Here is a 20,218-nt window from a genome sequence, read left to right as displayed (position 1 = left end):
GCGTGCAGGTCACGATCAGCGTCGTGTCCGGGGCCGGCAGCACCGACGTGCTGGTCGACGCCGCCGAGGACACCCCCGCCGTCGAGGTCGAGGCCGCGCTGCGCCGGCTGGCGCGCACGCCCGGGGGAGCGGTCCGTGTCGAGCACCCGTTGCTGGGCACCGGCGCCGAGCGGCGCTCCTGGGACGAGGCCGGCACCCTGCGCGACGTCGGGCTGGTCCAGGGCGCCCGCGTCGTGCTCGGCGACCGCCCCGACCCCGAACCCGACCCCGACCCCGACCGCGAGCACGAGCCGGGGCTGGAGCTGCGCGTCGTCAGCGGCCAGGACGCCGGGTCGGTGCACCGGCTGGCCCCGGGTGATCGCGAGCTGGGCCGCAGCGGCCCGGTCGCCTGGCAGGACCACTCGCTCTCCCGGCGCCACTGCCGGCTGCGGCTCGACGAGGGCGGCGCCGCGGTCAGCGTCACCGACCTCGGGTCGAGCAACGGCACCCGTCTCGACGGCGAGCCCTGCCCGCCGCACGAGCCCCGCCCGTGGCGCCCCGGACAGGTCCTGGCGGTCGGCGACTCGCTGGTCGAGCTGCACCCCGCCGCGGCGCCCGACGCCGCACCGGCCGCCGCGCCGACCAGCGCCGGCGACGGGCACCTCGTCTGGGGCCGGCCACCCCCGCGCCCGGCCGCGTACGCTCCCCAGCCGCCGCCCGACCCTGCCCAGGTCGGGGCCTGCGCGACCCCGGCCGGCCGCGGCTGGCCCCGTCGCTGGGAGCGACGCCGTGACGACCCCGACCACCTGCTGCTGCGGCTCGGGACAGTGGGCCACCGCGGCGCGCCGGTGACCCTGCCGCTCGGCGGGCTCGCGGCCGGCGACACCGTCGGCCTGGTCGGGCCCGACGCCGCCGTCGACGCGGCGCTGCGCTGGTGGCTGCTGCAGCTGGCTGCCCTGCACGCCCCCGACGACCTCTCCCTCGACGTCGTCGGCCCCCGGGTGGACCGGTCCTGGTCGTGGCTGCGCTGGCTGCCGCACCGGGCCGGGCCCCCGGGGCCCCGCCCGCACCTCACGGTCCACCACGGGGCCGCCGCGCCGGGTCCCGCGCCGGCCGGGCCGGTGGTCGTCACCGGCGCCGGCCTCGACGACCTGCCCGAGCGCTGCGCGGCCGTGGTCGAGGTGGGCGCCCACCAGCCCTCGTACGCCCGGCTCTCGCGCCCCGGGGCGCCCGTGGTCGAGCTGCGCCTCGACGGGGTCGCGGCCGGCTGGGCCGACCGGGTGGCGCGCAGCCTGGCGCCGCTAGTGCTCCCCGGGGCGCCGGCGTCCCCGCCCGAGCCGAGCACGGCGGGCGCACCGGGGCTGCGGGTGCGGCCGCTGCGGTGGTCCGTCGCCGAGGTCGCGCGGTCCGCAGCGGATTGGCCCTCGTCGCGCGGTCGCGTCTAGACTCGTCCGGTTGCCTCGGCGAGGGAGCCGACCGTCCGCGGTCGCTCCGTGATCGACGCGGTCGGCTGCGAGAGCTCGCGCCGCGCTGTGTCGTGAATCCGACGGGCGCGGCGCTTCGTGCGTCCGGGCCCATCCGCAGGTGACCACCCGACCTTGCGAGGGTCCTGCCAGGACCCCGCACCGCTGTAGCGCACGAGGAGACACACATGGCTGCCGAGAAGATCGCCGCTGAGACCCGCACCGAGTTCGGCAAGGGCGCGGCGCGCCGCATCCGCCGCGACGACAAGGTGCCGGCCGTCATCTACGGGCACGGCAACGAGCCGACCCACATCATCCTGCCCGGCCACGAGATCATGCTCGCGCTCAAGAACGGTGGCGCCAACGCGCTGCTCGACATCGACGTCGACGGCTCGAGCCACCTCGCGCTGACCAAGCAGGTCCAGGTCGACCCGATCAAGCGCTTCATCGAGCACGTCGACTTCGTGGCCGTGCGCCGTGGCGAGAAGGTCACCGTCGACATCCCCGTGCACGTCGTGGGCGAGGCCGCCGCCGAGACCCTCGTGGTGCTCGAGAACTCGGTCGTCTCGGTCGAGGCCGAGGCCACCCACATCCCCGAGTTCGTCGAGGTCGACGTCGAGGGCGCCGAGGTCGGCACCCAGGTCCACGCCTCCGACCTCAAGCTCCCGAAGGGCTCCGAGCTGCTCACCGACGGCGACATCCTGGTCGTCAACGTCACCCAGCAGCAGAGCCAGGAGTCGCTCGACGCCGAGCTCGTCGAGGCCGAGGCCGAGGCCGGCATCGAGCACGAGGAGTCCGGTGACGAGGCCGCCGAGGGTGGCGCCGAGGCCGGCGCCGCCGAGGCCGGCGACTCGCAGGAGTGATCGCGACGGGCCCGGGGAGCACCATGTCCGACAGCCGTGACGGCAGCAGCCCCGTCTGGTTGGTCGTCGGACTGGGCAACCCGGGCCCGACGTACGCCGGGCACCGGCACAACATCGGCTACCTCGTCGCCGACGAGCTGGCGACCCGGCTCGGCTCGGGCTTCCGGGCCCACAAGTCGGGCCGCGCCGACGTCGTCGAGGGCCGGGTGGGCGCCCCGGGCACCGGCGGCCCCCGGGTCGTGCTGGCGCGTCCGCGCTCGTACATGAACGAGGTCGGCGGGCCGGTGAAGGCCCTGGCCACCTTCTACAAGGTGCCGCCCGAGCGGGTCGTGGCGATCCACGACGAGCTCGACATCGCCTTCGACACGATGCGGGTCAAGCTGGGCGGCGGCGACAACGGCCACAACGGCCTGAAGTCGATGCGCGCCTCGCTGGGCACCGGCGACTTCCACCGGGTGCGGGTCGGCATCGGCCGCCCCCCGGGTCGCCAGGAGGTCGCCGACTTCGTGCTCTCCAACTACTCCTCGGCCGAGCGCAAGGTGCTGCCCTTCGTGGTCGACACCGCCGCCGACGCGGTCGAGTGCCTGGTCGCCGAGGGCCTGGAGAAGACCCAGCAGCGGTTCAACTCCTGATCGCGGCTACGCTTCGCTGCGTGACTTTCGAGCCCGGAACCCCGCCCCCCGCCGCCGACGACCACGTGCTGGCCACGTGGCTGGCCGAGGCCGCCGGCCGCCGCCTGCTGGAGGTGCGCGCCGAGGGCCTGGAGGGCAAGGAGCTCAAGGACGCCGGCGACGCCGCGGCCCACGAGCTGCTGATGGGCCTGCTGGCCCAGCACCGCCCCGACGACGCCGTGCTCTCCGAGGAGGGCAAGGACGACAAGGCGCGCCTCTCGGCCGAGCGGGTCTGGATCATCGACCCGCTCGACGGCACCCGCGAGTTCTCCGAGCCGCCCCGCGACGACTGGGCCGTCCACGTCGCGCTGTGGCAGGGCGGTGCCCTGGTCGCCGGCGCCGTCGCGCAGCCGGTGCTCGGCGAGACCTTCAACACCGGCGAGGCGCCCGTGGTGCCGCCGCGCACCTCCGAGAAGCCGCGCATCGCGGTCTCGCGCAGCCGCCCGCCCGCCTTCGTGCAGGCACTGGCCGAGGAGATCGACGCCGAGCTCGTGCCGATGGGCTCGGCCGGGGTGAAGATGATGTCGGTCGTGCGTGACGTCGCCGACGCCTACGTGCACGCCGGCGGGCAGTACGAGTGGGACTCCGCCGCGCCCGTGGCCGTGGCGCGCGCCGCCGGCCTGTTCACCTCGCGCGTCGACGGCAGCGAGCTCGTCTACAACCAGGACGACGTCTACCTGCCCGACCTCGTGGTCTGCCGCCCCGAGCTGAGCGAGCAGATCCTGGCCTTCATCGCCGACCACGGCACCGACTGAGCCGACCGCCGTGGCCGTCGACCACGTGCTCCTCGACGCCGACGGCGTCCTGCAGCGCTCCCCACGCGACCCCATCGGGCTGCTGCGCGGCTGGGTCGGCGAGCGCGCCGAGGAGCTCGCGCACGCCCTGTGGGCGGCCGAGCGCGGGCCGCTGCGCGGCGAGGGCGACTTCCTCGAGGTGCTCGAGCGCGTGGTGCCGACGTACGCCGACGTGGCGCCGGGCGTGCTCTACGACGCGCTGTGGCGCGACATCACCGTCTCGCCGGAGTCGCTGGCCCTCGCCGGCCGGCTGCGCGAGGTCGGCCTCGGTGTCCACCTCGGCACCAACCAGCACCGCCAGCGCGGTGAGCAGATGCGCACCGAGCTCGGCTTCGACGAGCACTTCGACGTCTCCTGCTACTCCTGGGAGATGGGGGTCACGAAGCCCGAGCCGGCCTACTTCGAGACCGCGGTCGCCCGCATCGGCGCCGCACCCGACCAGGTGCTCTTCGTCGACGACGTGCTCGCCAACGTCGAGTCGGCGCGCGAGGTGGGGCTGCGCGCCGTGCACTGGCACCTCGACCAGGGCCACGCCGTGCTGGTCGAGGCCCTGGCCGCGCACGGGGTCGAGGTGCGGGCCGCATGAGCTCGGGCCCGCGCTCCATCCTGCTCTTCTCGGTCCTGCTGCTGACCCTGTCGGCGGCGGCCTTCGGGCTCTCGCGGCTCTACACCCCCGAGCGCACCGTCGACCTGACCCCGCCCACGTCGTACGTCGCCGCCCCGGTGCCCTCGCAGGCCGACCCGGGCAGCGCGGTGCGCCGCACCCAGCTGGTCGACGAGGGCTGGCTGCGCCGCACCAGCCGAGCCACCGGCATCCCCTGGCCGGCGCTGCGCGCCTACGCCGACGCCCAGCTCTCGGGTGTCGGCGGCTGCGACGTCGGCTGGACCACGCTGGCCGGCATCGGCTGGATCGAGTCGCAGCACGGCACCCTGGGCGGGCGCACCATCGACGCCGAGGGCCGCTCGTCGTCGGCCATCCTGGGCCCGGCCCTCGACGGGTCGGGCGACTTCGCCGCGATCCGCTCCACGGCCGCCTCGCGCGCCTGGCACGGCGACGCGACGTGGGAGCACGCGGTGGGGCCGATGCAGTTCCTGCGCTCCTCGTGGGAGCCGTGGGCCGCCGACGGCGACCGCGACGGGACGATCGACCCGCACGACCTCGACGACGCCGCCGCGACCGCTGCGCGCTACCTGTGCGCCGGTGGGCGCGACCTCGCGGGCGGGGAGGGCTGGGCGAGCGCGGTGCTGTCCTACAACCACTCCGACGAGTACGTCGCGGCGGTGCACGCGGCGGCCAGCACCTACGCCGAGCGGGCCGCGGGCCGGCGCGCGGGCTGAGCCGGGTTAGCCTGCCGCTCATGCTGCTGACCTTCGACACCGCGACACCGCGGGTGGCCGTGGCCCTGCACGACGGCTCCGACGTGGTCGCCGAGCTCGAGGCCGAGCGGGCGATGAAGCACGGCGAGCAGCTCGCGCCGCTCATCGACGCCGTGCTGCGCCAGGTGGGCGTGGTGCGCCAGGACCTCACCGCCATCGGCGTGGGGGTCGGCCCGGGGCCGTTCACCGGCCTGCGGGTGGGGCTGGTGACCGCCCGCACCCTCGGGTTCGTGCTGGAGATCCCGGTGTACGGCGTCTGCACGCTCGACGTGCTGGCCGTCGAGGCCGTCGACACCGGCGCGGTCGACCGCGACTTCGTGGTCGCCACCGACGCCCGGCGCAAGGAGGTCTACCTGGCCTCCTACGACGCCGACGGCGTGCGGCTCGACGGCCCGGTGGTCGACAAGCCCGCCGACCTCGCCACCGAGGCCCCGGTCGTGGGGGAGGGCGCGACGCTCTACCCCGAGGCGTTCCCGCTGGCCGTCGGGCCGCAGCGGCCCAGCGCCGGCTGGTTGGCCCGGGTGGTCGCCGAGGAGCGCGCCGAGCTCCTCGACCCCGAGCCGATGTACCTGCGCCGCCCCGACGCCGAGGTCTCCCGCAGCCGCAAGAGCGTGTCGTGACGGTCCGCGAGGCCCGCCCCGACGACCTGGTGGCGGTGGCCTCGCTCGAGCAGGACAACCTCGGAGCCGACGCCTGGCCGCCGGGCCTGCTCCAGGAGGGACTCGAGGGACGGGTGCCCTACGCGACGTACCTCGTCGCGGAGGTCGTCTCCGCCGACGGCCCGGTGGTCGCGGGCCACGCGGTGCTCAGCGTGGTCGCCGACATCGCCGAGCTGCAGCGCATCTCCGTCGACCCCGAGCACCGGCGCGGCGGCCTGGCCACGGCGCTGCTCGACGAGGTCGTGGCCACGGCCCGCGTGGCCGGCGCCGACCGGTTGCTGCTCGAGGTGCGTGAGGACAACGCGGGCGCGCTGTCGTTCTACGCCGCCCGTGGCTTCGTCGAGGTCGACCGCCGTCGTCGCTACTACCGCGACGGGGCCACCGCCGTGGTGCTGCGCCGCGGGCTCGGACCGGGTTGCGGTGGGGGCCACGATGGCTGAGGCCGGGCCCGACCGGCCCGAGATCGTCTGCCTCTGCGGCTCCACCCGGTTCGTCGAGGAGATGAGTGCCGCGAACCGCGACCTGACCTTCGCGGGGGTCGTCGTGCTCGCGCCGGGCGTCTTCTGGCGCGTCGACGACCGCGACGCGGACCGGTCGATCACCGCCGAGCAGAAGGCCGCGCTCGACGCGCTGCACCTGCGCAAGATCGACCTGGCCGACCGGGTGCTGGTCGTCAACCCGGGCGGCTACGTCGGCGAGTCCACGAGCCGGGAGATCGCCTACGCCCGCGCGATGGGCACGCCGGTCGCGTTCACCGACCCCGGCCCGGCCGGCTAGGAGAGCACCGCGGAGCGGAAGGTGTGGACGGTGCGGTAGCCGAGCCTCTCGTAGAGGTGGATCGCGGGCGCGTTGTCGGTGTAGACGCCCAGGCTGGCCGTCCCCGACGCCCCGGCGAGCGCACGGCGGGTGAGCGCGGTCGAGACCAGTCGGCCGAGGCCGCGCCGCTCCTCGCTGGGCAGCACGGTGATGCCGCGCAGCTGGCCGGTGCCGTCGTGCTGGCGGTTCAGCGCGCCGGCCGCGACCAGCCGGTCGTCCTCGACGACGCCCAGCCACGCCTCGATGCCGGGGCTGTCGGAGCGCGCGAAGGAGCCCGGGTTGCCCGCGTCGAGCAGCGCCTCGAGGTCGGCGCGGTCGCCGACCTCGACGACCTGGGGGGTCGGCTCGGCGGGCTGGTCGCGGGTCAGCATCCAGTCCCACCGGGTGGCCTGCTCGTGCGCCCACCCCGGCGGCAGCGCGTCGTACGCCGCCGCCTCGACGGTGATCCGCCACGGGCGCGGGTGCAACGCGGCGACGCCGTCCATCAGCGGCGCCAGCTCCTCGGCCGGGCCCAGGCACACCAGCTGCGGCCCGGGGCTGGGGCCGGTCCAGCGCGGGTGGTTCTCGACCACTGCGGCGGCGCCCGCGACCCAGGCGCGCGGGGCGATCGCGGGGTCGACCTGGTGCCGCGCGAAGCGGTGCTGCGAGGTGGTGACCAGCTGCTCGACCGAGATCTCCTGCACGCCCAGATCATGCCCGGCGCGTGGTCACGATCTGGCCGCGGGGCCGCCGCGGCCACGTGCGACGATGAGCGGTGTGAGCGAACCGCTGGTGCTGGGGATCGAGACGTCCTGCGACGAGACCGGGGTCGGGATCGTGCGCGGCCACACGCTGCTGGCCGACGCGGTCGCCAGCAGCGTCGACGAGCACGCCCGCTTCGGCGGCGTGGTGCCCGAGGTGGCCAGCCGGGCCCACCTCGAGGCGATGGTGCCCACGATCGAGCGGGCCTGCGAGACCGCAGGCGTCTCGCTGCACGACGTCGACGCGATCGCGGTCACCAACGGGCCGGGCCTGGCCGGGGCGCTGCTCGTCGGGGTCGCCTCGGCGAAGGCGCTGGCGCTGGGCCTGGGCAAGCCGCTCTACGGCGTCAACCACCTCGCCTCGCACGTCGCGGTCGACCAGCTCGAGCACGGGCCGCTGCCCGAGCCGTGCCTGGCAATGCTGGTCAGCGGCGGCCACTCCAGCCTGCTGAGGGTCGAGGACGTCACCGTCGGGGTCGACCCGATGGGCGAGACGATCGACGACGCGGCGGGGGAGGCCTTCGACAAGGTCGCCCGGCTGCTCGGGCTGCCGTTCCCCGGCGGCCCGCACATCGACCGGGTGGCGCGCGAGGGCGACAGCGTCGCCATCGACTTCCCGCGCGGTCTGACCGCGCGCCGCGACCTCGAGCGGCACCGCTTCGACTTCTCGTTCTCGGGCCTCAAGACGGCCGTGGCGCGCTGGGTCGAGGCGCGCGAGCGCGCCGGCGAGCCCGTGCCGGTCGCCGACGTGGCGGCCTCCTTCCAGGAGGCGGTCTGCGACGTGCTGGTGCGCAAGGCGCTCGACGCCGCGGCCAGCGAGGGCATCGACCACCTGCTCATCGGTGGCGGCGTCGCTGCCAACTCGCGGCTGCGCCACTTGGCCGAGGAGCGCGCCGAGCGGCTCGGCATCCGGGTGCGGGTGCCGCGTCCGGGCCTGTGCACCGACAACGGCGCGATGGTCGCCGCGCTCGGCGCCGAGATGGTGGCCCGGGGGCGCACCCCCTCCTCGCTCGACCTGCCGGCCGACTCCAGCCTGCCGGTCTCCTCGGTGCTCGCCGGCTGAGCAGGCGCCCGGGCTCAGTCGAGGACGGGGGCGTGCCCCTCGTCGTCGGTCCAGTCGTCCTCGGTGGCGAAGAAGGCCTGCTCGGGACGGTCGGCGTCGCGGTTGCGACCGCGGCCGGCGCCACCTGCCGCGCCAGCAGTGCCCCGCCCGCCGGCAGCACCACGCCCGCCAGCAGCACCGGCCGAGCCGGCAGCGCGTGCACCGGCCTGCCCGGAGCTGCCGCGGGCGCCGCCGCCCGCGCGGGTGCCCGTGGCCCCGGTCGCCGCTCCACGACCAGCAGCGGCGGGCGTACCGGTCGCACCGGCGCTGCGGCCGAGGGTGGCCCCGCCCGAGGTGGGTCCGGCGCCGATGGCACGTGCGGCTGCGGGGCGCCCGGCCGTCGACCCGGCAGCCGCGCCGCCCACCGGCGTGACGGAGGCCCCGCCGGCGAGGCGTCCGCCGAGGAGCGCCGCACCACCCATCACGGCGCTGCCGGCGATGCCGCCCCCGATGCCTGCGGTCAGCCCGCCGATGCCACCCGTGCCGCCCGCACCGGTCGAGCCGGGGTCTGCTGGCTGCGTGAACGGGTTGCCGCCGTCCTCGGGGGCGTCCGCGCCCGTGCTCTGCTGATCTGGGTCGCTCGAGCCGGTGTCGTCGGGGTCGGAGCCACCGGCGTCGAGGGTGTCGCCGGTCGGTGCCTGCTGGGTGCCGGTCGGGTGGACGTGCGCGCTGCCCCCGGGGTGGCCCGCTGCGACGCTGCCGCCGGTCGGCACGGCCCCGCCCGCGCCACCGCCGCCTCCAGCACCCGCGCCGGAGCCGGCGGCGTCACGCATGACCCGCTCGTCGGGCTCGCCGTGGATGCGGCGCATCACCTCGGCCGACTCGGCGTACGTCGTGTCGACCTGGTCGGCGCGCTGCTTGGCGCGCATCTCGCGGTCGGCCATCGCGGCGTTGTAGGCGCCCAGGTCGCGCCCGTAGCGCTGCTCGGCGCGCAGCGTGTCGGGGGTCTCCGGCATGCCGGGGGTCCGCTCGGGGGGCTGGGGCTGGGTGGGTGCGCTGGCGTCGAGGAGGCGCTGCTCGTGGGCGGCGGCCATGAGTGCCGAGTTGGCGCGACCGACCGCTTCGGCGGCGTCCCGCATCTGCTTGCTGTGCTGCGCCGCCTTGTCTGCCACCTTGGTGAAGGCATCGACGGCGGCCCTGCTGACCTCGGAGGACTCACCGAACCCGGCGCGCACGTCGGCGATGGCCATGGAGAGGACTGTCTGTATCTGCAGCAGCTCGTCTGCGCCAGATCGCCACCGCTCGGCTGACACGGCTAAGTCGGGGAAGTGAGCTCCCGACACGGTGCGTCGCAGGCGCTCCTCCTGCTGGCCCATCAGGCGTCTCCGCCGTGCTCGTTGCGGGCCCGGTCGTAAGCCGCCTCGCTCTGCGGGGTGAGCGAGGCCTCGTCGAGCATCTCGACGACCCGCTGCGTGGCCACCATGGTCTCCGCCGAGTCCTCGTCGGCGCGCCGGATGAGGCGGGCGGCCTCGTTGACGCTGTCGGCGAAGGCCTCGAGGTCGCGGACGATGCCCTGCACGGTCTCGGCCATCACCTGCTGGGCCCGGTCGTGGTGCAACCCCAGCTCGTGGGCCCGGTCGCCGCGCCCGAGCGAGGGCATGGCGATCGGCGCGTCGGAGGCGAACTGGCGCGCCCACTCGCCCTCGCTGTTCTCACGCAGGAAGGAGATGACCCGGTCGATGGTCGTCTGCTCGACGGCCACGTACTGCATGGCTGCGGAGAGTCCTGCGATGTGCATGCTGAGGCTCCGGGTGTGTCGGCTGTTCGTGCGGGTGCACACACCAGGTCGTTCCCCGGCGCGACCAGGGTAAAACCTGGGCCGCGACCCGCACCAGGACCAGCGCGTCTCCCGTGATCGGGCTCTCGTCGCGGGCACGCCGCTGAGGAGGTGTCAACGACTCACGCGCGGGGTACCAGGGATGCGAGGAATCCCCCGCCGCCCGAGTCTCGGAGTGTCTGTGAAGAAGCATCTGGTCGTCGCCCCACTGCTGTGCGTGGCGTTCACGGTGGGCGGGTGCGGTGCGGGCGACGAGACCCCCGTCGCCGACGATGCCACGTCCGCGTCGACACCGACGGGGTCGAGCGCCCCGACGGAGCCCGAGTCGACGGCCCCGGAGGTTCCTCCGGCGACCGGCGCCAGGCTCACGTTGCCCTCGGCGGCTGTGCGGGTGCCCGATGACGACTGGGTCGCCCGACCCGCCGACCAGGGGTCGGGTGGCGCCTTTCTCCTCAACGGCAGAGGTGGGGTGACACTGATGGAGGTGCCGACCCTGACCGACGACCCCGACCTCGACCACCTGGTCGAGCTGACCCTGGACAGCGCCAAGGCCAACAACCCGTTCCCGATGCGGTTGGGGGAGGCTCGCGAGGTCGACGGGGTGGAGATGCCGCTGATCGAGGGCAGCGGCGGGGGGAAGCACGTGACGATCCTGCGATCGGTCGTCCTCGACCCGGCGGCCACGATCCTCCTCGAGCTGCGGACCACGGGCCCGGCCTCGCTGCACCGCGAGCGGCTGGAGTCGATGCTCGCGACCTGGCGATGGCGCTGACGAGGTGCAGGAGCGTCAGATGAGAGCGATCGTCGCCACCCTGCTGTGCGTGGCGCTCGCGGTGAGTGGGTGCAGTGCGGGCCCTGAGGACTCCGTCGCCGACGACGCCACGTCCCCGTCATCTTCGCCGGGATCGAGCGCCCCGGCGGAGGTCGAGGCCACGGCCCCGGAGGTACCTGCGGCGTCGGGTACCCGCTTGAGGTTCCCGTCGGCGCAGCTGCGGTTGCCCGACGAGACGTGGACGGCCAAGCCGGCGGACAAGGGCTCGGGTGGCGGCTACGCCCCGCGCCTCTCGGGCCAGCTGTTCGTCAACGAGGTGCCCACCATCACCAACGACCCCGACCTCGACGAGCTGCTGGACCTCTCGTTGGCCGACGCCAACCGCAACGAGTCCTTCGCCGTGCGGCTGGGTCCGGCGCGTGATCTCGACGGGGTGTCCGTCGCGGTCCTCGAGGGCAGCGGTGGGGGCGAGCACCTGGTCCGCTTCGAGACGGTCGTGCTCGAGCCGCAGCCGGCGTACCTGACCTTGGAGATCCGCACCACCGGGTCCGCCGCGCTGCACCGCGAGCGCGTCGAGGCCGTCGTCGCCTCGTGGCAGTGGCGCTGACGTGCGGGTCGCGAGGAACCACCGGCTGGACACACCAGGATCGGAGACCACATGAAGAAGCACCATCTCGCCCCACTCCTGCTGTGCACGGCACTCGTCGTGGCCGGGTGCTCCGGGGGTGACGACGGCTCGGCTGCCGGTGGTGCGACACCTCCAGCGGCGCCCACGACGCCGAGCACGCCCACGGAGCCCGAGTCGTCAGCCCCGGCGGTGCCTCCGGCGACCGGCACCAGGCTCGCCCTGCCGTCGGCGGCTGTGCGGGTGCCTGACGACGACTGGGTCACCGAGGCGGCCGACACGGGGGCCGGAGGCGCCTACCTGCTGGACGGCAGCGGTGGGCTGACGCTGCTGGAGGTCCCGACGCTGACCGACGACCCGGACCTGGACCACCTGGTCGAGCTGACCCTGGACAACGCGAAGGCCGACAACCCCTTCCCGATGCGGTTGGGGGAGCCGCGTGAGGTCGACGGGGTGGAGATGCCGCTGATCGAGGGCGGGGGCGGGGGCAAGCACGTGACGATCCTGAAGTCGGTCGTCCTCGACCCGGCCGCCACGATCCACTTCGAGCTGCGGACCACGGGCCCGGCCTCGCTGCACCGCGAGCGGCTGGAGTCGATGCTGGCGACCTGGCGCTGGCGCTGAGCCGTACGCGCGGCCGGGTCACCGGGACATGTGGAACTCCGACTCGATCTCGGGGTTCCCGCCCTGGACCGGCCCCGCGACCGTGGTGGGCTCGCTGCCGTCCAGAGGCACCTCGAGCAGCGACCACTGGTCGTCGCGCAGGCCGGCGACCGAGACCAGCAGCGCGTCGGGGGAGGCCCAACCGGCCGAGTCGACCACCCGGCTCCCGCCGGGCTCGTAGTCCAGCACCGTCTCCAGCGACAGGTCGAGGACCCGCAGGTCGCCCAGCATCCCGTTCTCGGCGAAGGCGGCCTCGACGTAGCGGCCGTCGGGAGAGAACGAGAGCCCCCACACGTCGCAGGACCGTGTGATCGTGGTTGCGGTGGCTGCGTCGCGAAGGCCGACGCACCCGTACTGCTGGTTGGGTCCCGGTGGCTCCGCGTAGGCGAACATCGTCTCGTCCGGGTTGAAGTCCAGGACTCTGAGCGGCTCACCGAGGTCGATCTCGCGGGCGCCCTCGAGGGTGACCCAGTGCTGGGTGGTGTTCCCGTCGCCGGTGAGCACCGAGCAGCCCCCGGCGGCGCAGCCGCTGCCCAGCACGGCGTCGACCGAGCGGTAGCCGCCACGCTCGACCGGCGGGCTGGCCAGCACCGTCGGCTCCGCCGTGCCCGACTCGAGCACCCGCACGGCGCCGTCGTCACCGATCCAGGCCACCGTGTCGCTGGTCGAGCCGACGACGATGTGGTTGATCTCGGCGGCGTACGACGCCTGCGCCTCGCCATCGGCGCCCAGGACGAGGATCTCGGCCCCACCGTTGGGGACCGCCACGACCCGCCCGTCGCCGAGCACGGCGTACTCGATCACCTGGTCGTCGGGCAGCTCGAGCTCGGTGGTGGTGCCGTCGGGACGGGTCAGGGTGCTGCCCTGCAGCACCGAGGAGCTCGGTGCGGTGCCGGCGTCGACCGCCTCGGTGGCCGACTCCGAGGGGCCGGCCGGGTCGGGTGCACCGGTGCGGTCCAGGGTGCCGCCCAGCAGCAGCGCCGAGGGCACCGCGACCGCAGCGGCCGCTGCCGCGACCCCGGCGACCAGCGCGTGCCGGCGGCGCCGGATGCCGCGGGCGCGGCCCTGCACGTCGGCGAGCGTGAAGGGGGTGTCGTGCAGGTCGGCGACCTGGCGCTCCAGCGCCGCACCGATCTCGTGGCTGTCGTTGCTGTTCATCGCTCCTCCTCCCGGGGGTGCAGGTGGTCGGGTGTGCGCTCGCGCAGCATGCTCATCGCCCTGCTCGACTGGGACTTCACGGTGCCGGTCGAGATGCCGAGGGTCTCGGCGGTCTCGGCCTCGCTGAGCTGCTCGTAGTAGCGCAGCACCACCACGGCCCGCGCCTTCGGCGGCAGCGAGCGGACGACCTCCCACAGCGCGGCCGAGCGCCCCTCGTCGTAGCTGTCGTGGTGGGCGGTCGTCTCGGGGACCTGGTCGGTGGGCCGCTCACGGCGGTGCCACGGGCGCCGCCACGCCGACGTGGTCTCGTTGACGATGATGCGCCGCACGTAGGCGTCGACGGCGCCCCGGTCGCGGACCTTGTCCCACGACAGGTAGAGCTTGGCCAGCGCGGTCTGCAGGACGTCCTCGGCCTGGTGCCGGTCGCCGCAGACCAGGTACGCCGTGCGCAGCAGCGCCGCCTGGCGTGCCGCGAGGTACTCGGTGAACTCGGCGTCGCGCCGCTCGCTCCTGCTGCGCACCCGCGCCTGGTCGGTGTCCACCACGCTCACCTCCTCGGCCCCCCGGGCCGGTGCTGGTGCCTGCATCGTCTCCTCCTCGGTCCCACACCCACCAGACGCAGCGTCGGCAGGGATGGTTGGAATCGCCTGCCCCGGGGGTGCCCTCGCCCTCGTGGATGGGGTTGCATGGGTGCGGAGCCAACGAGAGGACCGAGCATGCAGCAGGTGAAGGCAGTCGTCGCGCGCGCCAAGGGCGCGCCCGTCGAGGTGACCACGATCAACGTCCCCGACCCCGGGCCGGGTGAGGCGGTGGTGCAGGTGCAGACCTGCGGGGTCTGCCACACCGACCTGCACTACCGCGAGGGCGGGATCAACGACGAGTTCCCGTTCCTGCTGGGCCACGAGGCCGCGGGCGTCGTGGAGTCCGTCGGCGAGGGCGTCACCAGCGTCGCCCCCGGCGACTTCGTGGTGCTCAACTGGCGTGCGGTCTGCGGCGACTGCCGGGCCTGCGACCGGGGCGAGCCGCAGTACTGCTTCAACACCCACAACGCGACCCAGAAGATGACGCTCGCCGAGGGTGACGACGCCGGCACCGAGCTGTCGCCGGCGCTGGGCATCGGTGCGTTCGCCGAGAAGACCCTCGTCGCAGCGGGACAGTGCACCAAGGTCGACCCCGCGGCCCGCCCGGCCGCGGTCGGCCTGCTCGGCTGTGGCGTGATGGCCGGCATCGGCGCCGCCATCAACACCGGGCAGACCACCCGCGGGCGCTCCGCCGCGGTGATCGGCTGCGGCGGCGTCGGCGTCGCGGCGGTCGCTGGCGCGGCCCTCTCGGGAGCCAGCCCGGTCATCGCCGTCGACATCGACCCCAAGAAGCTCGAGAAGGCCCGCGAGCTCGGCGCCACGCACACCGTGGACTCCTCGCAGGTCGACCCGGTCGAGGAGATCAAGCGGATCTGCGCCGAGACCTACCCGGGCGCCGAGGGTGCCGACGTGGTGATCGAGGCGGTCGGTCGCCCCGAGACCTGGAAGCAGGCGTTCTACGCCCGCGACCTGGCCGGCACCGTGGTCCTGGTCGGCGTGCCCACCCCGGAGATGAAGGTGCCCGAGCTGCCGCTCATCGACGTCTTCGGCCGCGGCGGCGCGCTGAAGTCGAGCTGGTACGGCGACTGCCTGCCCAGCCGCGACTTCCCGATGCTCACCGACCTCTACACCTCCGGGCGCCTCGACCTCGACGCGTTCGTGACCGAGGAGATCGGCATCGACGACGTCGAGGCCGCCTTCGACAAGATGCACACCGGGGACGTCCTGCGCTCGGTGGTGGTGCTCTGATGACCGCGCGGGTGGACCACGCCGTCGTCTCGGGGACCTTCTCGCTCGACGGGGAGACCCACGAGGTCGACAACAACATCTGGGTCGTGGGCGACGACGACGAGTGCGTCGTCATCGACGCCCCCCACGACGTCGACGCGATCATGGCGGTGGTGGGGGAGCGTGCCGTGCGCGCGATCCTGCTGACCCACGCCCACGACGACCACAGCCGCGTCGCGCCCGAGCTGCGCGAGCGGGTGGTGGCGCCGATCATGCTGCACCCCGACGACCGTCCGCTGTGGGAGCTCACCCACACCGACCACCTCTGGGACGTCGACCTGGGTGACGGCTTCGAGATCCTGGTCGGCGGCGTCCGGCTGCAGGCCATCCACACCCCGGGCCACGCCCCGGGCGCGGTCTGCTTCCACGCCCCCTCGCTGGGCTGCGTCTTCACCGGCGACACCCTCTTCCAGGGCGGACCCGGCGCGACCGGGCGCTCCTTCAGCGACGAGGACGTCATCAAGGCCTCGATCCGCGAGCGGCTCTTCGCGCTGCCCGAGGAGACCGTGGTGCACACCGGCCACGGCGACGACACCACCATCGGTGCGGAGAAGGCGGCGCTCGGCGCCTCCTGACAGCGCCTCCGGACGGCTCAGAGGGGGCGCACGAGCAGCGCGGTGCCGGCGCCGGCGACCCGGGTCAGCACGATCGTGGCCTCGGCGTCGCCGGCGAGGGCGAGGCGCTTGCGCAGCTCCTCGGGGACGACGTCGACCCCGCGCTTCTTGATCGTCAGGCGGCCCACGCCGCGCTCGCGCAGGGCCGCGCGCAGCGCCTTCTCGCGGTAGGGCAGCTCCTCGAGCACCTCGTAGCCGCGGGCGAAGGGCGTGCGGGCGGCCGTCTGGTCCGCGTCGGTGGTGACGTAGGCGATGTGCTCGTCGAGCAGCCCGCCGTCGCAGGCCGCGGCCACCGCGGTCACCAGCCCGGCCCGGATGACCGCACCGTCGGGCTCGTAGAGGAAGCGGCCCACCGGTCGTACGCCGGCGCCCGGGTCGTCCTCGTCGGTGAGGGTGGCCAGACCGCCGTCGCCGATCACGGTCGCCCGACGGCGCGTGGTGGCCAGTCGCCCCGACCACAGGGCGGCCTCCTTGACCTCGCCGTGGTCGCTGACCCACTCGGCCTCGACGCCCTCGGGCACCAGGTCGTGGGGGATGCCCGGCGCGACCTTGACGCACGAGTCGCGGGCCAGCAGCGACTCGACGAACGACCACGGCGGCGTCCAGTCGTCGACGTCGAAGCTGCGCCCGCGCGCCGAGCGGCGGGCGGGGTCGGCGTACGCGACGTCGAAGGGGGAGGTGTCGAGGGTGGTGGCGTCGACGACGCTGACGACCCCGTCGAGCCCGAGCGCGGCCAGGTTGGCCCCGGCGACGGCGACCCGCACCGGGTCGAGGTCGACGCCGACGCTGACGATCCCGGTCTCGGCGGCGGCGAGGAGGTCGCCGCCGATGCCGCAGCCCAGGTCGACCAGGCTCAGGGCGTCGAAGGCCCGCAGTCGCGCCGCGCGGTGCCGCGCCACGCTGAGCCGCGTCGCCTGCTCGAGGCCGTCGGGGGTGAAGTAGAGCCGAGCGGCGAGGTCGCCGAACTTGGCCGCGGCCCGGCGCCGCAGCCCGGCCTGGGTGAGCGCGGCGGCCGCGTGCTCGGCGCCGGCGTGGCGGCGCAGCGCGGTCTGGGCGCGCAGCGGGTCGCTCGGGTCGAGCTCCTCGGCGCGGGCCAGGAGGGCCTGGCCGTCGTCGGTGAGCAGCCACCGGAAGGCGTCGAGGTCCATCCGGCGATCCTGTCACCGACGGCCTGCTCTGGCACTCCTCAGGGGGGAGTGCTAGTTTTTGAGCTGGCACTCTCCTGGTGAGTGTGCCAACGCCCACCAGGTCGGCGCGAGCCCCGCGACGGCGTGCCCGTGCCTGGAGGCACTCCTACGTTTCCACCCAGCCAACGCGTGCAAGAAAGTGGAGGTCGATCCAACGTGTCGATCAACATCAAGCCCCTCGAGGACCGCATCGTCGTGAAGACGCTCGAGGCCGAGCAGACCACCGCCTCGGGTCTCGTCATCCCCGACACGGCCAAGGAGAAGCCCCAGGAGGGCGAGGTCGTGGCCGTGGGCCCGGGCCGCTTCAACGAGGACGGCGACGAGCGCGTCCCCATGGACATCTCCGTGGGCGACAAGGTCATCTACAGCAAGTACGGCGGCACCGAGGTGAAGTACGGCGGCGAGGAGCTGCTGATCCTCTCGGCGCGCGACGTCCTCGCGATCGTCAACTGATCCACCGGCCCGGGCGTCATGCCGACCGGTCGCCCTGCGACCTGCGTCGCATGGCGCCCGGGTCCGTTTCCTCCACACCACTGACCTAGGAGCATCCGCATGCCCAAGATCCTGGAGTTCGACGAGAACGCCCGCCGCGCCCTCGAGCGCGGCGTCGACGCCCTCGCCAACGCCGTCAAGGTGACCCTCGGCCCCAAGGGCCGCTACGTCGTCCTCGACAAGAAGTGGGGCGCCCCCACGATCACCAACGACGGTGTGACCGTCGCGCGTGAGATCGAGCTGGACGACCCGTTCGAGAACCTCGGTGCCCAGCTCACCAAGGAGGTCGCCACCAAGACCAACGACGTCGCCGGTGACGGCACGACCACCGCGACGGTGCTGGCGCAGGCCATGGTCCACGAGGGCCTGCGCTCGGTCGCGGCCGGCGCGAACCCGATGGGCCTCAAGCGCGGCATGGACCTGGCGGCCAAGGCCGTCGGCGACGCCCTGCTCGAGTCGGCCCGCGAGGTCGACTCGGTGGAGGACATGGCCTCGGTGGCCACCATCTCCAGCCGCGACAAGGTCATCGGCGACCTGCTCTCGCAGGCCTTCGACAAGGTCGGCAAGGACGGTGTCATCACCGTCGAGGAGTCCAGCACCATGGGCACCGAGCTCGACTTCACCGAGGGCATGCAGTTCGACAAGGGCTACCTGTCGCAGTACTTCGTGACCGACCCCGAGCGCCTGGAGGCCGTCCTCGACGACCCCTACATCCTCCTGCACCAGGGCAAGATCTCGGCGATCGCCGAGCTGCTGCCGCTGCTGGAGAAGGTCATCGCCGCCGGCAAGCCGCTCTTCATCCTCGCCGAGGACGTCGAGGGCGAGGCCCTCTCGACCCTGGTCGTCAACAAGATCCGCGGCACGTTCAACGCCGTCGCGGTCAAGAGCCCCGCGTTCGGTGACCGCCGCAAGGCGATGATGCAGGACATCGCGACCCTGACCGGCGGTCAGGTCATCGCCCCCGAGGTCGGCCTCAAGCTCGACCAGGTCGGTCTCGAGGTGCTGGGCCAGGCCCGCCGCGTCGTGATCACCAAGGACAACACGACCATCGTCGACGGTGCCGGTGACGCCACCGCCGTCGAGGGCCGCGTCAACCAGATCAAGGCCGAGATCGAGAACACCGACTCCGACTGGGACCGCGAGAAGCTCCAGGAGCGCCTCGCCAAGCTCGCCGGCGGTGTCTGCGTGATCAAGGTCGGCGCCGCCACCGAGGTGGAGCTGAAGGAGAAGAAGCACCGCATCGAGGACGCCGTCTCCGCGACGCGCGCCGCGATCGAGGAGGGCATCGTCCCCGGTGGTGGCTCCGCGCTGATCCACGCCGTCTCGGTGCTCGACGACGACCTCGGCCTCACCGGCGACGAGGCCGTCGGTGTGCGCATCGTGCGCAAGTCGGCCGACGAGCCGCTGCGCTGGATCGCCGAGAACGGCGGGGTCAACGGCTACGTCGTGACCACCAAGGTCCGCGAGATGGGCGTCGGCAACGGCTACAACGCCGCCACCGAGGAGTACGGCGACCTGGTCGCCCAGGGCGTCCTGGACCCGGTCAAGGTCACCCGCTCCGCGCTGGTCAACGCCACCTCGATCGCCGGCATGCTGCTGACGACCGAGACGCTGGTCGTCGACAAGCCCGAGGACGAGGACGAGTCCGCCGCCGGCGGTCACGGCCACGGCCACGGTCACTGATCGGCACTGATCGGCACTGATCCACCCCGCGGCGCAGCACGCGCCGCACCGCACGACGGCCCGTCCGGGGAGACCCGGGCGGGCCGTCGTCATGTCGGCGCCAGGTTTGGCGGCGCGAGGGCCCGGGTAACCCCTTGCGTGCCCACGTAGCTCGAGGGCCGAGGGCATCGGGAGGGTGGGAGATGAGTGCCACCGAGGTCGCACCCGGGCTCAAGGAGGCCTTCGCGCACCGGTGGCGCACGGCGGGCTACGGCAGCCACAGCCGGCTCATCGGCGCAGTGGGTGCGCTCGTCGGCTTCCTGGTCATCCACACCATGATCTTCCTCGACGTCGGCAACGTGCTGTCCCTGGTCGCCGTCGTCCTCAACCCGCTCGCGGGCTACGTGCTGGTGCGCGGCTGGGCCTACTGGTCGATCCCGTGGCTGATCGCCGGCATCGGGGCCGCCTTCGCCGTCACCGCCGGGCCGCTCTACTTCCTGTGACGGGGTCTCCGGCTACGGGTCGCTGATCGGCGCTGATCGGCGCTGTGGAGCGGGGTTTGGCGGCGCGCCGGCGCGGGTAAGCCGACGCGTGCTCGCGAAGGTCGAGGGCCGAGGGCATCAGGAGGGCGGGAGATGAGTGCCACCGAGGTCGCACCCGGGCTCAAGGAGGCTTTCGCGCACCGGTGGCGGACGGCGGGCTACGGAAGCCAGAGCCGGCTGATGGGTGGGGTCGGTGCGCTCATCTGCTTCCTGGTGATCCACACCTTCTTCTTCCTCGAGGTGGGCAACCTGTTGTCCCTGGTGGCGATCGCGTTGAACCCGCTCGCCGGCTACGTCCTGGTGCGCGGCTGGGCCTACTGGTCGATCCCGTGGCTGCTCGCGGGCATCGCGTCCGGCTTCGCGGTGACCGCAGGGCCGTTCTACTTCGTGTGAC

At 73.9% G+C, this 20,218-nt stretch carries 25 protein-coding genes; 19 read left to right on the top strand and 6 right to left on the bottom strand.

Annotated features, from left to right (window positions below):
- Positions 1-2: 2 nt before the first annotated feature.
- The 9 genes from OCU29_RS18385 (at position 3) to OCU29_RS18345 (ending at position 6,583) form a co-directional block, all read left to right on the top strand.
- Positions 3-1,424 carry an FHA domain-containing protein gene (locus OCU29_RS18385; protein ID WP_261821060.1) on the top strand — a complete coding sequence of 474 codons (1,422 nt, stop codon included), beginning with the start codon at positions 3-5 and terminating at the stop codon, positions 1,422-1,424.
- A gap of 206 nt (positions 1,425-1,630) precedes the next feature.
- Positions 1,631-2,305: a 50S ribosomal protein L25/general stress protein Ctc gene (locus OCU29_RS18380; RefSeq protein ID WP_179614135.1), complete on the top strand. Its 675-nt coding sequence runs from the start codon at positions 1,631-1,633 to the stop codon at positions 2,303-2,305.
- A 23-nt stretch (positions 2,306-2,328) separates the two neighbouring features.
- Positions 2,329-2,937 (top strand): aminoacyl-tRNA hydrolase, encoded by a 609-nt coding sequence (gene pth / locus OCU29_RS18375; protein ID WP_261821059.1) that lies wholly within the window; start codon positions 2,329-2,331, stop codon positions 2,935-2,937.
- A gap of 20 nt (positions 2,938-2,957) precedes the next feature.
- Positions 2,958-3,731, top strand: a complete 774-nt coding sequence (locus tag OCU29_RS18370) for a 3'(2'),5'-bisphosphate nucleotidase CysQ (protein ID WP_179614133.1) — start codon at positions 2,958-2,960, stop codon at positions 3,729-3,731.
- A gap of 10 nt (positions 3,732-3,741) precedes the next feature.
- On the top strand, positions 3,742-4,356 hold the full coding sequence (locus OCU29_RS18365) for an HAD family hydrolase (protein ID WP_261821058.1): 615 nt from the start codon (positions 3,742-3,744) through the stop codon (positions 4,354-4,356).
- On the top strand, positions 4,353-5,108 hold the full coding sequence (locus OCU29_RS18360) for a lytic murein transglycosylase (RefSeq protein WP_179614131.1): 756 nt from the start codon (positions 4,353-4,355) through the stop codon (positions 5,106-5,108). Before OCU29_RS18365 ends, OCU29_RS18360 begins: the two co-directional genes overlap by 4 nt.
- Positions 5,109-5,128: 20 nt before the next feature.
- On the top strand, positions 5,129-5,767 hold the full coding sequence (tsaB, locus tag OCU29_RS18355; protein WP_261821057.1) for a tRNA (adenosine(37)-N6)-threonylcarbamoyltransferase complex dimerization subunit type 1 TsaB: 639 nt from the start codon (positions 5,129-5,131) through the stop codon (positions 5,765-5,767).
- A complete protein-coding gene (locus OCU29_RS18350; protein ID WP_261821056.1) occupies positions 5,764-6,246 on the top strand; it encodes an N-acetyltransferase in 483 nt (160 codons plus the stop codon). The genes tsaB and OCU29_RS18350 overlap by 4 nt, the downstream gene beginning before the upstream one ends.
- Positions 6,239-6,583, top strand: coding sequence for a hypothetical protein (locus OCU29_RS18345; protein WP_261821055.1), 345 nt, complete (start codon positions 6,239-6,241; stop codon positions 6,581-6,583). The genes OCU29_RS18350 and OCU29_RS18345 overlap by 8 nt, the downstream gene beginning before the upstream one ends.
- Here the strand turns inward: OCU29_RS18345 and OCU29_RS18340 are convergent.
- Entirely contained in the window at positions 6,580-7,305 is a 726-nt protein-coding gene (locus OCU29_RS18340) for a GNAT family N-acetyltransferase (RefSeq protein ID WP_261821054.1), read from the bottom strand. The two genes, OCU29_RS18345 and OCU29_RS18340, sit on opposite strands and share 4 nt — an antisense overlap.
- Before the next feature lie 73 nt (positions 7,306-7,378).
- On the opposite strand from OCU29_RS18340, the gene tsaD reads away from it, so the two are divergent.
- Complete coding sequence (gene tsaD / locus OCU29_RS18335) at positions 7,379-8,425, top strand: tRNA (adenosine(37)-N6)-threonylcarbamoyltransferase complex transferase subunit TsaD (protein WP_370463683.1); 1,047 nt, start codon at positions 7,379-7,381, stop codon at positions 8,423-8,425.
- 14 nt (positions 8,426-8,439) lie between these two features.
- Here the strand turns inward: tsaD and OCU29_RS18330 are convergent, their stop codons facing one another.
- On the bottom strand, positions 8,440-9,654 hold the full coding sequence (locus OCU29_RS18330) for a hypothetical protein (RefSeq protein ID WP_261821053.1): 1,215 nt from the start codon (positions 9,652-9,654) through the stop codon (positions 8,440-8,442).
- Positions 9,655-9,779: 125 nt separating this feature from the next.
- Positions 9,780-10,202 carry a hypothetical protein gene (locus OCU29_RS18325; protein ID WP_261821052.1) on the bottom strand — a complete coding sequence of 141 codons (423 nt, stop codon included), beginning with the start codon at positions 10,200-10,202 and terminating at the stop codon, positions 9,780-9,782.
- Between the two features lie 523 nt (positions 10,203-10,725).
- Here OCU29_RS18325 and OCU29_RS18320 point away from each other — a divergent pair.
- From OCU29_RS18320 to OCU29_RS18310, 3 genes are all read left to right on the top strand, one after another.
- A complete protein-coding gene (locus OCU29_RS18320) occupies positions 10,726-11,013 on the top strand; it encodes a hypothetical protein (RefSeq protein ID WP_261821051.1) in 288 nt (95 codons plus the stop codon).
- A 196-nt stretch (positions 11,014-11,209) separates the two neighbouring features.
- A complete protein-coding gene (locus OCU29_RS18315) occupies positions 11,210-11,620 on the top strand; it encodes a hypothetical protein (RefSeq protein ID WP_261821050.1) in 411 nt (136 codons plus the stop codon).
- Positions 11,621-11,881: 261 nt separating this feature from the next.
- On the top strand, positions 11,882-12,262 hold the full coding sequence (locus tag OCU29_RS18310) for a hypothetical protein (RefSeq protein ID WP_261821049.1): 381 nt from the start codon (positions 11,882-11,884) through the stop codon (positions 12,260-12,262).
- 18 nt (positions 12,263-12,280) lie between these two features.
- Here OCU29_RS18310 and OCU29_RS18305 read toward each other — a convergent pair whose 3' ends face one another.
- Both OCU29_RS18305 and OCU29_RS18300 read right to left on the bottom strand, forming a co-directional pair.
- Positions 12,281-13,459 (bottom strand): hypothetical protein, encoded by a 1,179-nt coding sequence (locus tag OCU29_RS18305; protein ID WP_261821048.1) that lies wholly within the window; start codon positions 13,457-13,459, stop codon positions 12,281-12,283.
- The gene (locus tag OCU29_RS18300; RefSeq protein WP_261821047.1) at positions 13,456-14,046 is read right to left on the bottom strand and encodes a SigE family RNA polymerase sigma factor; all 591 of its coding nucleotides are present in this window, start codon (positions 14,044-14,046) and stop codon (positions 13,456-13,458) included. Before OCU29_RS18300 ends, OCU29_RS18305 begins: the two co-directional genes overlap by 4 nt.
- Before the next feature lie 129 nt (positions 14,047-14,175).
- Between OCU29_RS18300 and OCU29_RS18295 the strand changes: the two genes are divergently transcribed.
- Positions 14,176-15,288, top strand: coding sequence for an S-(hydroxymethyl)mycothiol dehydrogenase (locus OCU29_RS18295; RefSeq protein WP_179614118.1), 1,113 nt, complete (start codon positions 14,176-14,178; stop codon positions 15,286-15,288).
- Positions 15,288-15,902, top strand: coding sequence for an MBL fold metallo-hydrolase (locus OCU29_RS18290; protein WP_179614117.1), 615 nt, complete (start codon positions 15,288-15,290; stop codon positions 15,900-15,902). Before OCU29_RS18295 ends, OCU29_RS18290 begins: the two co-directional genes overlap by 1 nt.
- A gap of 17 nt (positions 15,903-15,919) precedes the next feature.
- On the opposite strand, the gene OCU29_RS18285 is transcribed toward OCU29_RS18290, so the two are convergent.
- Entirely contained in the window at positions 15,920-17,089 is a 1,170-nt protein-coding gene (locus tag OCU29_RS18285; protein ID WP_261821046.1) for a class I SAM-dependent methyltransferase, read from the bottom strand.
- Between the two features lie 195 nt (positions 17,090-17,284).
- On the opposite strand from OCU29_RS18285, the gene groES reads away from it, so the two are divergent.
- The 4 genes from groES (at position 17,285) to OCU29_RS18265 (ending at position 20,217) form a co-directional block, all read left to right on the top strand.
- Entirely contained in the window at positions 17,285-17,581 is a 297-nt protein-coding gene (gene groES / locus OCU29_RS18280) for a co-chaperone GroES (protein ID WP_179614115.1), read from the top strand.
- A 99-nt stretch (positions 17,582-17,680) separates the two neighbouring features.
- A complete protein-coding gene (gene groL / locus OCU29_RS18275; RefSeq protein WP_261821045.1) occupies positions 17,681-19,303 on the top strand; it encodes a chaperonin GroEL in 1,623 nt (540 codons plus the stop codon).
- 182 nt (positions 19,304-19,485) lie between these two features.
- Positions 19,486-19,785 (top strand): hypothetical protein, encoded by a 300-nt coding sequence (locus OCU29_RS18270; RefSeq protein ID WP_261821044.1) that lies wholly within the window; start codon positions 19,486-19,488, stop codon positions 19,783-19,785.
- A 132-nt stretch (positions 19,786-19,917) separates the two neighbouring features.
- Positions 19,918-20,217, top strand: a complete 300-nt coding sequence (locus tag OCU29_RS18265; RefSeq protein WP_261821043.1) for a hypothetical protein — start codon at positions 19,918-19,920, stop codon at positions 20,215-20,217.
- Position 20,218: the final 1 nt, after the last annotated feature.

Source organism: Nocardioides sp. OK12, assembly GCF_024341885.1.
GTDB classification, from domain to species: domain Bacteria; phylum Actinomycetota; class Actinomycetes; order Propionibacteriales; family Nocardioidaceae; genus Nocardioides; species Nocardioides marinisabuli.
Note: the sequence above shows the minus strand (reverse complement) of the source record. Positions and strands in the feature narration are given on the sequence as shown.

Coding starts and splice junctions, on each gene's coding strand:
- OCU29_RS18270 (WP_261821044.1), top strand. CDS start 19,486: ATGAGTGCCACCGAGGTCGCACCCGGGCTCAAGGAGGCCTTCGCGCAC.
- OCU29_RS18295 (WP_179614118.1), top strand. CDS start 14,176: ATGCAGCAGGTGAAGGCAGTCGTCGCGCGCGCCAAGGGCGCGCCCGTC.
- OCU29_RS18330 (WP_261821053.1), bottom strand. CDS start 9,654: ATGGCCATCGCCGACGTGCGCGCCGGGTTCGGTGAGTCCTCCGAGGTC.
- OCU29_RS18290 (WP_179614117.1), top strand. CDS start 15,288: ATGACCGCGCGGGTGGACCACGCCGTCGTCTCGGGGACCTTCTCGCTC.
- OCU29_RS18380 (WP_179614135.1), top strand. CDS start 1,631: ATGGCTGCCGAGAAGATCGCCGCTGAGACCCGCACCGAGTTCGGCAAG.
- OCU29_RS18285 (WP_261821046.1), bottom strand. CDS start 17,089: ATGGACCTCGACGCCTTCCGGTGGCTGCTCACCGACGACGGCCAGGCC.
- OCU29_RS18360 (WP_179614131.1), top strand. CDS start 4,353: ATGAGCTCGGGCCCGCGCTCCATCCTGCTCTTCTCGGTCCTGCTGCTG.
- OCU29_RS18305 (WP_261821048.1), bottom strand. CDS start 13,459: ATGAACAGCAACGACAGCCACGAGATCGGTGCGGCGCTGGAGCGCCAG.
- OCU29_RS18345 (WP_261821055.1), top strand. CDS start 6,239: ATGGCTGAGGCCGGGCCCGACCGGCCCGAGATCGTCTGCCTCTGCGGC.
- groL (WP_261821045.1), top strand. CDS start 17,681: ATGCCCAAGATCCTGGAGTTCGACGAGAACGCCCGCCGCGCCCTCGAG.
- pth (WP_261821059.1), top strand. CDS start 2,329: ATGTCCGACAGCCGTGACGGCAGCAGCCCCGTCTGGTTGGTCGTCGGA.
- OCU29_RS18325 (WP_261821052.1), bottom strand. CDS start 10,202: ATGCACATCGCAGGACTCTCCGCAGCCATGCAGTACGTGGCCGTCGAG.
- OCU29_RS18300 (WP_261821047.1), bottom strand. CDS start 14,046: ATGCAGGCACCAGCACCGGCCCGGGGGGCCGAGGAGGTGAGCGTGGTG.
- tsaB (WP_261821057.1), top strand. CDS start 5,129: ATGCTGCTGACCTTCGACACCGCGACACCGCGGGTGGCCGTGGCCCTG.
- OCU29_RS18265 (WP_261821043.1), top strand. CDS start 19,918: ATGAGTGCCACCGAGGTCGCACCCGGGCTCAAGGAGGCTTTCGCGCAC.